The sequence below is a fragment of the Streptomyces cyaneofuscatus genome, from assembly GCF_042718795.1.
In the GTDB taxonomy this organism is placed as follows: Bacteria; Actinomycetota; Actinomycetes; order Streptomycetales; family Streptomycetaceae; genus Streptomyces; species Streptomyces cyaneofuscatus_A.
This window is the reverse complement of record NZ_JBHXOX010000035.1, coordinates 1-13,187: the sequence shown is the minus strand read 5'-3', so window position 1 is coordinate 13,187 and position 13,187 is coordinate 1. Positions and strand designations below refer to the sequence as shown.

Sequence of the window (13,187 nt, the reverse complement as noted above, 5' to 3'; positions counted from 1 at the left end):
GCTTGCTACGGCTGTATGGAGGGAACTTCGTGACACGCAGGACAGTGCGCATCGCCATGAACGGCGTCACGGGTCGCATGGGATACCGGCAGCATCTGGTGCGTTCGATCCTCGCGATCCGCGAGCAGGGCGGCCTGGACCTGGGCGACGGCGAGGTGCTCTGGCCGGAGCCCGTCCTCGTCGGCCGCCGCGCCCACGCCCTGGAGGAGATGGCGGCCCGGCACGGCCTGACCGAGTGGTCGACGGACCTGGACGCGGTGCTGGCGGACGACACCATCGACGTCTACTTCGACGCCCAGGTCACCTCGGCCCGGGTGGAGTCGGTCAAGAAGGCCATCGCCGCCGGCAAGCACATCTACACGGAGAAGCCCACGGCCACGGACGTGGAGGGCGCCCTCGACCTGGCCCGCCTAGCCCGGGACGCGGGTATCAAGCACGGCGTGGTCCAGGACAAGATCTTCCTGCCGGGCCTGCTGAAGCTGAAGCGTCTGATCGGCGGCGGCTTCTTCGGCGAGATCCTGTCCATCCGGGGGGAGTTCGGCTACTGGGTCTTCGAGGGCGACTGGCAGGAGGCCCAACGCCCGTCCTGGAACTACCGGACCGAGGACGGCGGCGGCATCGTCGTGGACATGTTCCCGCACTGGGAGTACGTGCTCCACGAGCTGTTCGGCCAGGTCACCTCCGTAACGGCCCATGTGCAGACGCACGTTCCGCAGCGCTGGGACGAGCACGGCAAGCCGTACGAGGCGACCGCCGACGACGCGGCGTACGGGATCTTCCAGTTGGCGGGCGGGGCGGTCGCGCAGATCAACTCCTCCTGGACGGTCCGGGTCAACCGCGACGAGCTGGTGGAGTTCCAGGTGGACGGCACGCACGGCTCGGCGGTGGCGGGCCTGCGCAACTGCCGCGTACAGCACCGCTCTTCGACGCCCAAGCCGGTCTGGAACCCGGACCTGCCGGTCACGGAACCGTTCCGCGACCAGTGGCAGGAGATCCCGGACAACCAGGAGTTCGACAACGGATTCAAGGCGCAGTGGGAGCTGTTCCTGCGCCATGTGGCGCTGGACGAGCCGTACACGTGGGACCTGCTGGCCGGCGCCCGGGGCGTCCAACTCGCCGAGCTGGGACTGAAGTCGTCGGCGGAGGGCCGCCGCTTCGAGATCCCGGAGCTGACGCTGTGACGGCGATCGTCCCGCTGCCCCAGGGCCCGTACACCCCGCGCGCCACCCCGCTGGACCTGGCGGCCGCTGGGACGCCCCCCACCTCCCGTACGGTCTTCGCGGCGGCCCACGTGGTCGCGGACCCGTACGCGGACGTCAGCCCGGACGACCCGGCGGCCGTCGACTGGGAGTCCACGCTCGCCTTCCGCCGCCACCTCTGGTCGCACGGCCTGGGCGTCGCGGAGGCGATGGACACGGCGCAGCGCGGGATGGGCCTGGACTGGGCGGGCGCGGCCGAGCTGATCCGCCGGTCGGCGGCGGAGGCGAGGGCGGTAGGCGGCCGGATCGCCTGCGGAGTCGGCACCGACCAGCTACTACCCTCCTCCGAGCCGACGTTGGCCGAGGTCGGATCGGCGTACGAGGAACAACTGTCCCTGGCCGAGGCGAACGGCGTACAGCCGATCCTGATGGCGTCCCGCGCCCTGGTGAAGGCGGCCCGGGGCCCGGAGGACTACCTGGCCACGTACGCACACCTCCTGCGCCAGTCGAGGGAGCCGGTGATCCTGCACTGGCTGGGCCCGATGTTCGACCCGGCGCTGGAGGGCTACTGGGGCAGCGCCGACCTGGACGAGGCCACGGACACGTTCCTGAAGGTGATCGCCGAACACCCGGACAAGGTCGACGGCATCAAGATCTCCCTCCTGGACGCGGCCCGCGAGATCGACGTACGCCGCCGCCTCCCGGGCGGGGTGCGCTGCTACACGGGCGACGACTTCCACTACCCGGAGCTGATCGCGGGGGACGAACGCGGCTTCAGCCACGCCCTGTTGGGCATCTTCGACCCGCTGGGCCCGCTGGCGGCCCACGCGGTACGGGTGCTGGACACAGGCGACACGGCAGGCTTCCGGACCCTCCTGGACCCCACGGTCGAACTCTCCCGCCACCTCTTCCAGCCCCCTACCCGCTTCTACAAGACGGGCGTGGTGTTCCTGGCCTGGCTGGCCGGCCACCAGGACCACTTCACGATGGCGGGCGGCCTCCAGTCGGCCCGCTCGCTGCCGCACCTGGCGAAGGCGTACGAACTGGCGGACGGATTGGGCCTGTTCCCGGACCCGGAGCTGGCGGCACACCGTATGCGAGGGCTCCTGGCGGTCCATGGAGGAGCACGATGACCGACGGCCTCGCCCGCCTCTCGCTCAACCAGGAGACGATCAAGCAGTGGTCGCTGCCCGAGCTGGCGGAGGGCTGCGTCAAGGCGGGCATCGGCCAGGTGGGCCTGTGGCGGGCGCCGGTCCAGGCGTACGGCGTCGAGCGCACGGCAAGGCTCTTGGCGGACGCCGGGCTCACCGTCACCAGCCTCTGCCGGGGCGGCTTCCTCACCGCCCCGGACCCGGCGGAACGGGCCGCCGCCCTGGACGACAACCGCCGGGCGATCGACGAGGCGGCGACCGTCTCCACGGACACCCTGGTCCTGGTCTCCGGCGGTCTCCCGCCCGGTAGCCGGGACCTGTGCGGCGCTCGCGAACGCGTGGCGGAGGCGCTGGCCGAACTCGCCCCGTACGCGGCGGAGCGCGGCGTACGCCTGGCGATCGAACCGCTGCACCCGATGTTCGCGTCGGACCGCTGCGTGGTCTCCACCCTCGCCCAGGCCCTGGACCTCGCGGAACGCTTCCCGGCCGAGCAGGTGGGGGTGGTCGTCGACACGTACCACGTCTGGTGGGACGACCGGGCGCCCGCGCAGATCGCCCGGGCCGGGGCGGGCGGCCGCATCCACTCCTTCCAACTGGCCGACTGGATCACCCCGCTCCCGGCGGGCGTTCTGCTGGGCCGGGGCCAACTGGGCGACGGCACGGTGGACTTCCGCGCGTGGCGCCGGCACGTGGAGGCGGCGGGCTTCGGCGGCCCGATCGAGGTGGAGATCTTCAACGAGGCGCTGTGGGCCCGGGACGGGGCCGAAGTCCTGGCGGAGGTCGCGGAGCGCTATCTGCAACATGCCTGCTGAGAGCCCTGATCGAGACCGAAAGTAAAGAGATCGTAAAGGGCTGCAACCTTTGCGTACCCTCCCGGGTCACACATGGCGTCGGGACTTCCGGGGAGGGGTCCGGGGGGAACGGGAAGACCCGACGGGGGGGAAAGCGAGGGGGGTCCGGCCGCAAGGCCGGGCCCCATTCTTGCTTTCCCGGCCCTTTGCTTCCCGGCCCTTTGCTTTCCCGGCCCTTTGCTTTCTGGACCGGCGGGTGACGGACCACGGTTCCGGGGGCCGCCCGGCAGACACCGGACGGCCCCGGTCACTCACACTCTCCCCGGATCACAGCGCGAGCATGACCCGCGCGGGGATACCGGCGTCCGCGAGCGGCCGCAGCGCCAGCCGGATCAGGGCCAGCGCGTTGTCGTCGCCCGCGATGCGGTTGGCGCTGAGTTCGCCGCAGGTCAGGCAGGCGTGGATGAGCATCCACTCCCCGTCCGTCCGTACGGACAGGCTCAGCGCCGCCATCCGCCCACCGCAGCCCGCCGCCCGGTCACCCGGCACCCGCCGGTCCACGTGCAGGCTGACCAGGCAGGACGGGCAGTGGTTGCGATGGGCGGTGCCCGGCGCGACGAGCGAGACATCGAGCCGGCAGCCAACGCACCGGAACGCGTCACCGCGCGCCCCGGCGGGCCCGTGCAGCACGTCCTTAGGACGCTGAGGACGACGCGCCCCGCCCGACCGGGCTCCGCGCCGGGTCACAGGTCACCGAACGCTTCGAGCGGGAACGGTGGCTGCGCGAGGGGACGTACGGCCATCCGCATCAGGATGAGCTGGTTGTCGTCCCCGCAGACGGGGTTCGAGGTCAGCTCGTCACAACGGACACAGCGATGGACGACCATCCAGTCACCGGTGCGGAGCACGGCGATGGAGATCGGAGTCATCCGGCCCTCGCAGTCGGAGGGACCGCCCTCGACGTGGTCGACGAGGTGCTGGGAGTGCAGGCAGCTCGGGCAGTGGTTGCGCCGACTGCCGTCGGGCGCGGACGCGGCGACGGTCAGGCCGCAGCGGACGCAGGTGAAGCTGGAGAGGGAGGACATGGCTGAGCGGTGCTGGGGGTGGTCGTAGGACACCCGGATACTCCTTGCCGAAGGTGAGGAAGAAAGCAGCAGGGAAGTACCGAGCACCCCTCGCGGCGGAGTGCCGAAGGGCGTGGGGGAGAAGCCGTAGGCCGTGGAGCGTCAGCAGACGGTGAACGTACGGCTGCGCAGGCGGTCAGGCCCGGTCACCCCGGCGTCGTGGGCGCGACGAGGGAGGCTCGGAGTCACTGACCGGGGCATACATCAACTGCTTTCCAGGGCACACGGCCCAGAGGTCACCTGCGGTCGGCACCGCGACAAGGCGGAAGCACCGTAACAACGGGAACGGGAGGCGGACCACCGATTTACGCGCGGCGCTCCCGCCGTGGGCGCGCCCGCCCAAGAACCCGGGAGGAACCTCCCAGGAACAGGAACAGGAGTACGCCCATGCCACCAACCCCCACCACCCCGACCACCGGAGCGGCACCATCCCGCCGGAGGAGCTGGCTCACGCTCCTCCTGCTGCTCGCCCTCTGCTACGGCGTCGCCGCGGCCGGAGCGCTCGCGACAGGCGACGCGGGCAGCACGTACGCCGCCCTGGACCGACCTGCCTGGGCGCCGCCCGGGTGGCTTTTCGGCCCGGTATGGACGGTGCTGTACGGGATGATCGCGGTGGCGGCCTGGCTCGTGACCCGCCGCCCCGCCCCGGGCCGCCGACCGGCGCTGGTGGCGTGGGGCGTACAACTGGCACTGAACGCGCTGTGGACGCCACTGTTCTTCGCCGCCGAACAGTACGGGCTGGCCTTCGTCGACATCGCCCTGCTGCTGGCGGCCGTGGTGACCACTGCGCTGCTCTCGGCCCGGGTGGACCGGCGCGCGGCCTGGCTGCTGGTGCCGTACCTGCTGTGGGTGGGCTACGCGGCGGCGCTGAACCTGGCGCTGTGGCTCGCCAACTGACCCCGTTGGACTCGGATGCGGGCGCGACTCGGACGACGGCTTAATACGTCGACAGCGCCCCAGGACGCCCGGCAGAGTGCCTGCCCGTGACGAGCAGCGAACTATGGACCCGTGAGACCGCCGACCGCTACGACACCGAGGAGGCCGAGAACTCCTCACTCACCGCCCTGGTCCCGACGCTCACCTTCCTGGCCGAACTGGCTGGAAAAGGACGGGCCTTGGAGTTCGCCATCGGAACGGGCCGCGTGGGCGTACCGCTCCGGGAACGTGGCGTACCGGTGGCGGGCATCGAACTGTCCGAACCCATGGCGGCGGTACTGCGCCACAAGATCGACGAGGACACACTCCCGGTGACCATCGGGGACATGGCGACCACGGTCGTCCCCGGCGGTTTCACCCTGGTCTACCTGGTCTACAACACCATCTCGAACCTGCTCACGCAGGACGAGCAGGTGGAGTGCTTCCGCAACGCGGCCCGCCATCTGGAGCCCGGTGGCCGCTTCGTCATCGAGCTTCAGGTACCGCCGCTACGGTCGCTGCCTCCCGGCCAGAGCGCGGTGCCGTTCGACGTATCCGAGCGGCATCTCGGCTTCGACACGTTCGACCTGGTCGCACAGATGCAGGTCTCGCACCACTTCACGCGCGACGGCGACGACGGCCGCTACCGTCGGGGCAACTCCCACCACCGGTACGCCTGGCCGGCGGAGCTGGACCTGATGGCGAGGATCGCGGGCCTGGGCCTGGAACGCCGGGTGGCGGACTGGACCGGAACGCCGTTCACCCAGGACTCCACCAAACACATCTCCGTATGGCGCAAGCCGGCTTGATTTTCGCTCCGGACCCATCCGATCGACCCGCAGCTCCGAATAACCCCCTGAGGGCCAAGGCACCGGCCCTCACCTGCACCGTTCGGGGGTGCGACGGCCCGCACCCCCGAACGGCTGCCACCTCGCCGACGCACCCCCCACCCCATTGGGGCAACGGCGGTGAGTGGCCGGGCGCCCCCGGGGTATCAGGCGCACATGGCCTTCATGAAGCGTGTAGCCCTCGCCCCTCGCGCTGTACGTCAGCTACGGCGCGTCCGCTCGGTCTACCTGGGCGGCATGGTGCTCTCCCTGCTGGGACTGTTCCTCCAACTGGACCGAGACGGGGGCGGCGGCCGCCAGATGGAGATCATGACCATCATCCTCCTGGCGTTCACGGCCCTGTTCAGCCTGACGATCGTCCAACTGTGGCGCCACATGAGGACCGCCCACTGCAGCACCGCGAAGAAGCTGTTCCCCTCGGTCTGACCCCCAGGTTCCTCAGACGCGGTCCTGGAAGACGATGTACCACGGGTACGTCCCCACCACGGTGCCGTCGGCCGTCACGGCCTCCAGCGTGTAGAAGTACGTGTCCCCCTTCGTCGCCGTGGCGTCCTCCCACGTCCGGGCGCCCGCCGGGAGCAGTCCGTCGTGCTGGGGCTCGTACGCCTTGGCCGTCGGGTTCCACCGGCTGACGCGGAAGCCCGTGACGGTGGCGCAGCGGGCCGTGTCGGTGCACTGCCAGTCGACGGACGGGCGAGTGGCCGTCCGGTTGTGGCCCAGAGGGCCGAGGCTCCAGTCCCGGGTGACGGTCACGGACGGCCGGACGTCGCGTTCGGTGGCCTCGACCACGGTGACCTCCGGGTCGCTCGGGTGCAGCGTGTTGCCCCAGTGGTCCTTGGCCACCACCGCGTACACGTGCGTCTGGCCGTCCGGCAGATTGCCGCAGAGGATCGCGAGCCAGTCGCTCGTACCTTCCCAACAGGTGTCGGGACCGAGCCACTTGACCGTGCCGTCGGCCTGCCGGGCGCCCTTCCACACCACGTACTCGTCGATGTCGTCCTCGGGCGAGGCGGCCCAGTTCACCAGCATCCCGTCATTGCGCGCGGTGACCTTCACGCCGGTGACCGGGCCGGGTGCCACGGTGTCGCCGGTGCGGACGACGAGCGGGGCGGAGTATGCCGACTCGTTGCCGTACGGATCCACCGCCGTGACGGCGTACGTCACGTACGTGTTCGTGGGCATGTCCACGTCGTAGCAGTTGCCGCCGTTGCCGGCGTCGTCGCTCTCCTCCGCGACGCAGGTCACCTGGGTGCGCGCTGCCGGGTCGAACGTCTTGCCGGGCGAGCGGTACACGCGGTAGTACCCGCCGTTGCCGTAGTCCTCGGTGAAACTGTCGGGCTGGTGCCAGTGCAGGTCGGTGTAGCCGGGACGGGCGTAGACGTTGAGGTCGGTCGGGGACGTCGGCGGCATCCGGTCGACGCCGTCGCTGGTGACCGCCGCGTGCGCACCCGGGTTGCCGACCGCATCAAGGGCCCGGACCCGATAGTACGTGTTCTTGTTCACGGCGCCATCCGTCCGGTACGACGTCGTGGTCGTCGTACCGCGCAGTTCGAACGGTCCGGTAGGTGTGGGGGAGGCGTACACCTCGTACTTCGCCGCGTCGGCGGCCCTCTGCCAGTGCAGGGTGTCGTACCACCCGTCGCCGGTGGTGACCACAAGTCCGGTGGGGGCGGCCGGCCCGGTGCGGTCGAGGGTCGTCGCCGTCACGTCCGGGCTGCCGGTGGACTCGCGGCCCGCCTTGTCGACGGCGCGGACCTCGTACAGAAAGGTCTGGCCGGTGGCGGGCGGGGCGTCGACGAAGGACCGGGTGGTCAGCGCGGATGTCCCGCTGACCTTGGCCCAACTGGTGGTGCCCAGCCGGCGGTACACGCGGTACCCGGCGAGGTCCATCTCCTTGTTGGCGGCCCAGCGCAGGGTGGCCCTGGCCGTCGTCCGGTCGTACGCGGCGGTGAGCCCGGTCGGGGCGAGCGGCTTGACCGTGTCGACGGCGGCCTCGGTGCGCGGGGTGTACGTGAAGGCGGCGTTGGCTACGCCGGTCCAGGCGACGAAGTCCACGCGGATCGTGTGCTTGCCTGCCGGGATGGTCAGGTCGACGGTCTTGCGGACGGTGGCGGAGACGTTCTTCCACAGGTCGATCTTCCGCACACCGTCGACGTAGACGCGCATGCCGTCCTGCGTGGCGGCGGAGAGCCGGAAGGGTCCGCCCGAGCCGAAGTCACGGTCGAGGGACCAACGGACGGAGAAGTTGTCCTTGGGCAGCGTGACGCCGGCCGGGTCGCCGGTCCCGTAGTTCTCGCTGATGGCGGTGTCGCAGGCGGTGAGCTTCGGCGTGCCGCTGAAGGTGGAGTTGCCGAAGTACTGCGCCTTCCAGACGGGAGAGGTGCAGGTGACCGCCGCGGAGGCGGGGGCGGCGGCGGTCACCAGGCCACCGGTGGTGGCGAGCGCGGCCGTCGCGGCCAACGCGGACAGCCGGGTAGGAGTCATCACAGAGAAAAGGCGCCTTTCGGACCAAGTCGGATCATAGGAAAAGTCAGGCGCCTGTGTGACTCGTGAGTCGGGGGCAGGGTTGTCCGTATCCCCGCACGTTTTTCGGCAGCGACCGCCTGCTCACCCATCGATGCGGCGAGCTGCGCCGGGTGTTGCCGAACCAGGGGACTTGCGGCCGTCGGCCTCGGACAGCCCTGAGCAGGTCGCGGAGGGTGGTCATGCGTGCCTTGGCGTCGGCGGTCTCGGTGGGGTCGGCGGCCGAGACCACGCACCACCACACCCTGCAGACATCATCCCTCAGGGCAATTCTCCGCGCGCCACTGGATTCGAAGGGAACTCCATGACCAGATACATCACCATCAGGATCCTCGTGAAGGGCGTCGCATCCCCGGTGGCGCCGAAGAGCGCCACGTCGATCCCCTCCTTCTTATGGCTCACCGGACGCGGGCAGTTTCGAACTTGCGCTCGCGGGCACCCAGGTTACGGCCCCGATGACGATCTGGCGCTGGACTCCGATGACCGCCTTGAAGGCGGCGCCCCTGTTTCCCGCTGCCCTGCCCGAGAGACTCCCGGGGTCTGACGGCCCGCTCCCGGACCGCACCGGGCAACCGCCCGGACGAGATCAGAAGTCGAGGGCTTACGTGTCGATCACCACCGTGGGTGCGGTGTACGGGTGTCTCGGCATAGGAGCCTTCCTCGCCGCCGCGCTGCCTCGGCTGCTTTCCCGTCTGCCGGTCTCGGTCCCGATGGTGTTCCTCGCCGCCGGTGTGCTCCTCTACCTCGCGCCGCTGCCGCTGCCCGAGATCGACCCGGTCGCCGACCGGGTCTGGACGCAGCACCTCACCGAGCTCTGTGTGATCACCTCGCTGATGGGGGCGGGTCTCGCCATCAACCGCCCTTTCGGGTGGCGGTCCTGGGCCGCCACCTGGCGGCTGCTCGGGGTGGCGATGCCGCTGACGATCGGGGCGACGGCGCTCGCCGTCTGGTGGCTGCTGGGCTGGCCGGTCTCCGCCGCGCTCCTGGTGGCCGCGGCCCTCGCGCCGACGGACCCCGTCCTCGCCTCCGAGGTGCGGGTGGGGGAGCCGTCCGACGACGAGCACGACGAGGACGAGGTCCGCTTCGCGCTGACCAGTGAGGCGGGGCTCAACGACGGGCTGGCCTTCCCCTTCGTCCTCGCGGCGGTCGCTCTCGCGGCGGCCGGGGAGCGCTGGACCGGTGGCTGGCTGACGCACTGGGCGTGGAGTGACGTGCTCGTGCGGATCGGGGTGGGTGTGGCGGCGGGCGTCGCCATCGGGCTCCTGTTGGGCCGGGTGCTCTTCCGGGCCCGGGCCACCTCGCTGCGGCTCGCCGAACACGGTGAGGGGTTCGTGGCGCTGGCGGCGATGTTCCTGTCGTACGGCGTCACCGAGGCGCTGCACGGGTACGGCTTCCTGGCGGTCTTCGCCACCGCGTGCGCCCTGCGCAGGTCCGAACGCGACCACGGCTACAACAAGGTGATGCACGGCTTCGTCGAGCAGGTCGAACGCCTGCTGATGGCCCTGCTCCTCTTCGCCGTGGGCGCGTTCGTGGCCTCGGGCGGACTGGCCGCACTCACCTGGCGGGGCGCGGTGATCGGTGTACTCCTGCATCTCCTCATCCGCCCGGCCACCGGCTGGCTCGCCCAGCTGCGGGGTCCCGGGCTGCCGACCGAGCGGGCGGCCACCGCCTTCTTCGGGATCCGGGGCATCGGCTCGTTCTTCTACCTCGCCTACGCCGTGGGGGAGGGCGGCTTCGGGCGGTACGAGGGGGAGATGTGGGCGGTGGTGGTCTTCGCCGTCCTGATCTCCGTGGTCGTCCACGGCGTGGCGGCGACCCCGGTGACGGCGTACCTCGACCGTCGCGCGGCCAAGGCCCCGGCCGGGAAAGAGGCCGGGAACGAGGCCGGGGAGTGAGGCGCCTCTCGGCAGGAGGCCGAGGAGTTCTCGACGACCTGCCTCGTGCCGGTGTCATCGGCCGGCATCGGGGAACTCAGGCAACCGGCGTTCGGTGGCGGCGACCTGTGTGAGCTTCGCGGTCAGGGGCTTGAGCGGCGACGAGGTGAGGAGTCTGTCGGCGAGGCGACGTAGAGCCAGGCCGGTCCGGGTCTGCGGATAGGCGAAGTGCTTGATTCCGCGCGGCAGACGCTGGACATCGTCGACCAGAGGCCGCATCCAGGCTTCGTAAGCCAGCAGGGCGGCCTCGGTGTTCCCGGGGTGTGCGGCGATCTGCGCGGCCAGGACGTATCCGCTGGTGAGAGCGAGTGATGCGCCTCCACCGCCCATCGGTGTGACACACCATCCGGCATCGCCCGCCATGACGATGCGCCCACGGTGCCAGGTCGTCATCCTGATCTGGGTCAACTGGTCGATGTAGAGGTCCTCAGCGGCATCGAAGGCATCGAGGACACGGGGTGCCTGCCAGCCCGCTCCGGCGTACCGCTCCCGGAGCCGGGTCAGGGCGAGCGTGCGGTCCACAGCGGTGAGATCGTTGCCCGGGCTGAAGGAGAGGACTGCACGGGTGGTGCCGTGGCGGTCGGGGCGCAGATGGATCTGCCGTCCCCGGGTGGTGGTATGCCAGCGCCACCGGTTGTCGTCGTGCTCGGTGCGGGGGATCGTGCCGAAGACCATGGTCACGTCGAGGTCGGTCCTGGTCACCTCGCCGGTTGTGAAGACGCGGTCGCGGGTCGCCGAGCGCACACCCTCGGCAACCACCAGGAGATCGCAGCGGATCCGACGTCCGGCGGACGTGACGATGCGGACACCTTCGGCGGACTCCGTTACCGTCTCGACAGTGTCACCGTAGACGGAGACGACACCGGGCGGCAGGTGATCGTGAATGGTACGTGCCAGGTCACCGCGCAGCACCTCCAGCTCGGCCGTCGCACCGTCCGGACCATCGGAAGGCAGCTCGGCCGTCACCCGGCCGTCCGCGTCGACGAAGACCGCCCCCGTCTCCGTCGTGTTCTGGCTCCTCACCGCATCAAACAGCCCCATGCGGTCCAAGACCTCCCGCGCAACGCCCCGCACATCGACGTTCTGACCCCCATCGCGGAAAGCGGGCGCCCGCTCGATCACCGTCACCTGCCAACCGAGCCGCCGCATCCAGAAAGCGGCCGACAACCCGGCAATACTCGCCCCGGACACCACCACACGACGCTCGCCCATGACACGACTCCTCCGATCAGCAGGTCCCCTCACGCAGGCCCTGCTTCCGCCGATGGACGGGCCTCGACGCCCATGATCACCTTCCCCGCGACGGCCCATCCACCGGCTGATCGAGGGCGTCATCGGACGTAGGGGCGGTCGGCCCGTAATCCGTCTCTCACGCCGGGCGTCGAGACCGGCGGCTGACGAACCTGTCCGACCACCCGTGGCCTGACCTGCATCGTGGATCAGCGCGTACGCCGCGCTGATCCACGATGCTGCTGGGAGGCCTGCGGCTACCTCAGCGCGTACGCCGCTGCCTGCGCGAGCGTGCTCGCCGCCTCGGAGCGCTCGGCCTTGGTCGACTTCTTGTCAGCCAGCACCTTGGCGGCCGCAGTGAGTATCTTCTTGCGCGGTCGGCCCGAGGACGTGGTCGACGCCTGGGAAAGAGCGCTTGCCGCAGCCCGCTTCTCGGACCTCGACCCCTTCTTGGACCCCACCGTCTTACCCGCAGCGGATGCCGACTGCTCCCTTGTCGTCTTCTTTGCGCCCGCGCCCGCCTTGCCGGGGGTCTGCGACAGTGCGCTGGCGGCGGCTTTCCTGCTGCTCTTGGTCGTGCCCTTCCGTGTGGAACGGCTTGCTGCCGAGGCAGCCTTCGGGCCCGTGCTGCCAGAGGCCTTCTTCTTCGCCATCTCGCTATCTCCCTGTTCGTCCGCCGGTTCAGCCGTGCCCGCCTGGTACCCGGACTTCAGGCCAAGGAACACCGGAGCCGCACCTTCTGATCCCTCATCGACACGACGGGGCCTCACGTGGACGAAGTGAGATCACAAGCGCGAGGCCGAGACAGGTCTACGGGCCACGGGAGGCTGCACCGCTCATAGAGCCCTTGTCCACCCCGCAGAGCAGGGCGAGGCGGTCGACAACGGCGAGCTCCTCCGGGACGGTCGCGCCCGAGCAGTAGCGGTGGAGGGTGGGCGCGCTGATGCTCAGCCGCTGCCCTCAGCGCCTCGTACCTCCTCCCGTCCCGCGCCTTCAGCGCGCGCAGGAGTTCCGCGAACTCCTGGACGGCGGCGTCCTTCGGCATTCCATCCCCTCGACCCCGCGTCCCAATCGTTCACGTCTTTGCACGTCAGCGGGGGTGGAATGGTTCCAGGACAACGGGTGGTCGCGTGTTCGTTGCAGCCGGCGGGCGCCGGCCCCACGCTGGTGGAGCACTGACCGAACGAACGACCCGACGGGGGATCCACCACCATGAACAAGCTCCGCACCGCACTCGCCACCGCCGCCGCTGCCGCACTGGGCCTTGGGGCTCTCGTGACAGCCCCGGTGCAGGCCGCTGCCCAGCCCGCCTTCCTCGCCGCCGCCCAGATGCCGCCGTCGTCGACGCCGTGGACCGCCACCCAGATCTTCACCGGCGTCCCGGAGAACGGCGGCGTCCTCTGCGCCCCGTACAAGATCCCGGCGCAGAACACCCGCTACCGCGAGTTCAGCACCGAGCTCGACACCAACGG

General features: G+C 70.3%; 12 protein-coding genes and 1 pseudogene. 8 read left to right on the top strand and 5 right to left on the bottom strand.

Translation table 11 applies throughout. The features are described from left to right. Positions 1-29: 29 nt before the first annotated feature. From ACFWRT_RS32145 to ACFWRT_RS32135, 3 genes are read left to right on the top strand one after another with little or no spacing between them, the layout of a single operon-like run. Positions 30-1,181, top strand: a complete 1,152-nt coding sequence (locus tag ACFWRT_RS32145; protein ID WP_380953860.1) for a Gfo/Idh/MocA family protein — start codon at positions 30-32, stop codon at positions 1,179-1,181. Continuing rightward, positions 1,178-2,332 carry a dihydrodipicolinate synthase family protein gene (locus ACFWRT_RS32140; protein WP_380953861.1) on the top strand — a complete coding sequence of 385 codons (1,155 nt, stop codon included), beginning with the start codon at positions 1,178-1,180 and terminating at the stop codon, positions 2,330-2,332. The genes ACFWRT_RS32145 and ACFWRT_RS32140 overlap by 4 nt, the downstream gene beginning before the upstream one ends. After that, on the top strand, positions 2,329-3,162 hold the full coding sequence (locus ACFWRT_RS32135; RefSeq protein WP_380953862.1) for a sugar phosphate isomerase/epimerase family protein: 834 nt from the start codon (positions 2,329-2,331) through the stop codon (positions 3,160-3,162). The genes ACFWRT_RS32140 and ACFWRT_RS32135 overlap by 4 nt, the downstream gene beginning before the upstream one ends. Positions 3,163-3,468: 306 nt before the next feature. On the opposite strand, the gene ACFWRT_RS32130 is transcribed toward ACFWRT_RS32135, so the two are convergent. Together ACFWRT_RS32130 and ACFWRT_RS32125 are read right to left on the bottom strand one after the other, a co-directional pair. Next, the gene (locus ACFWRT_RS32130) at positions 3,469-3,888 is read right to left on the bottom strand and encodes an RNHCP domain-containing protein (RefSeq protein ID WP_380953863.1); all 420 of its coding nucleotides are present in this window, start codon (positions 3,886-3,888) and stop codon (positions 3,469-3,471) included. After that, on the bottom strand, positions 3,885-4,226 hold the full coding sequence (locus ACFWRT_RS32125) for an RNHCP domain-containing protein (protein WP_380953903.1): 342 nt from the start codon (positions 4,224-4,226) through the stop codon (positions 3,885-3,887). The genes ACFWRT_RS32130 and ACFWRT_RS32125 overlap by 4 nt, the downstream gene beginning before the upstream one ends. A gap of 426 nt (positions 4,227-4,652) precedes the next feature. Here ACFWRT_RS32125 and ACFWRT_RS32120 point away from each other — a divergent pair, with 426 nt between their 5' ends. The 3 genes from ACFWRT_RS32120 (at position 4,653) to ACFWRT_RS32110 (ending at position 6,454) form a co-directional block, all read left to right on the top strand. After that, positions 4,653-5,162 carry a TspO/MBR family protein gene (locus ACFWRT_RS32120; protein ID WP_380953864.1) on the top strand — a complete coding sequence of 170 codons (510 nt, stop codon included), beginning with the start codon at positions 4,653-4,655 and terminating at the stop codon, positions 5,160-5,162. An 86-nt stretch (positions 5,163-5,248) separates the two neighbouring features. Continuing rightward, positions 5,249-5,989, top strand: a complete 741-nt coding sequence (locus ACFWRT_RS32115; RefSeq protein WP_380953865.1) for a class I SAM-dependent DNA methyltransferase — start codon at positions 5,249-5,251, stop codon at positions 5,987-5,989. 195 nt (positions 5,990-6,184) lie between these two features. Next, the gene (locus tag ACFWRT_RS32110) at positions 6,185-6,454 is read left to right on the top strand and encodes a hypothetical protein (RefSeq protein WP_380953866.1); all 270 of its coding nucleotides are present in this window, start codon (positions 6,185-6,187) and stop codon (positions 6,452-6,454) included. A 12-nt stretch (positions 6,455-6,466) separates the two neighbouring features. On the opposite strand, the gene ACFWRT_RS32105 is transcribed toward ACFWRT_RS32110, so the two are convergent. Continuing rightward, on the bottom strand, positions 6,467-8,512 hold the full coding sequence (locus tag ACFWRT_RS32105) for a fibronectin type III domain-containing protein (RefSeq protein WP_380953905.1): 2,046 nt from the start codon (positions 8,510-8,512) through the stop codon (positions 6,467-6,469). Positions 8,513-9,156: 644 nt separating this feature from the next. On the opposite strand from ACFWRT_RS32105, the gene ACFWRT_RS32100 reads away from it, so the two are divergent. Beyond that, positions 9,157-10,446 carry a cation:proton antiporter gene (locus tag ACFWRT_RS32100; protein WP_380953867.1) on the top strand — a complete coding sequence of 430 codons (1,290 nt, stop codon included), beginning with the start codon at positions 9,157-9,159 and terminating at the stop codon, positions 10,444-10,446. Between the two features lie 54 nt (positions 10,447-10,500). Here ACFWRT_RS32100 and ACFWRT_RS32095 read toward each other — a convergent pair whose 3' ends face one another. Together ACFWRT_RS32095 and ACFWRT_RS32090 are read right to left on the bottom strand one after the other, a co-directional pair. After that, positions 10,501-11,697 (bottom strand): FAD-dependent monooxygenase, encoded by a 1,197-nt coding sequence (locus tag ACFWRT_RS32095; protein WP_380953868.1) that lies wholly within the window; start codon positions 11,695-11,697, stop codon positions 10,501-10,503. A 275-nt stretch (positions 11,698-11,972) separates the two neighbouring features. Continuing rightward, the gene (locus ACFWRT_RS32090) at positions 11,973-12,368 is read right to left on the bottom strand and encodes a hypothetical protein (RefSeq protein WP_380953869.1); all 396 of its coding nucleotides are present in this window, start codon (positions 12,366-12,368) and stop codon (positions 11,973-11,975) included. Between the two features lie 559 nt (positions 12,369-12,927). Here ACFWRT_RS32090 and ACFWRT_RS32085 point away from each other — a divergent pair. After that, positions 12,928-13,187: pseudogene (locus ACFWRT_RS32085) on the top strand (hypothetical protein); the annotation flags it as partial.

Coding starts and splice junctions, on each gene's coding strand:
- ACFWRT_RS32125 (WP_380953903.1), bottom strand. CDS start 4,226: ATGTCCTCCCTCTCCAGCTTCACCTGCGTCCGCTGCGGCCTGACCGTC.
- ACFWRT_RS32110 (WP_380953866.1), top strand. CDS start 6,185: ATGGCCTTCATGAAGCGTGTAGCCCTCGCCCCTCGCGCTGTACGTCAG.
- ACFWRT_RS32105 (WP_380953905.1), bottom strand. CDS start 8,512: ATGACTCCTACCCGGCTGTCCGCGTTGGCCGCGACGGCCGCGCTCGCC.
- ACFWRT_RS32135 (WP_380953862.1), top strand. CDS start 2,329: ATGACCGACGGCCTCGCCCGCCTCTCGCTCAACCAGGAGACGATCAAG.
- ACFWRT_RS32120 (WP_380953864.1), top strand. CDS start 4,653: ATGCCACCAACCCCCACCACCCCGACCACCGGAGCGGCACCATCCCGC.
- ACFWRT_RS32090 (WP_380953869.1), bottom strand. CDS start 12,368: ATGGCGAAGAAGAAGGCCTCTGGCAGCACGGGCCCGAAGGCTGCCTCG.
- ACFWRT_RS32095 (WP_380953868.1), bottom strand. CDS start 11,697: ATGGGCGAGCGTCGTGTGGTGGTGTCCGGGGCGAGTATTGCCGGGTTG.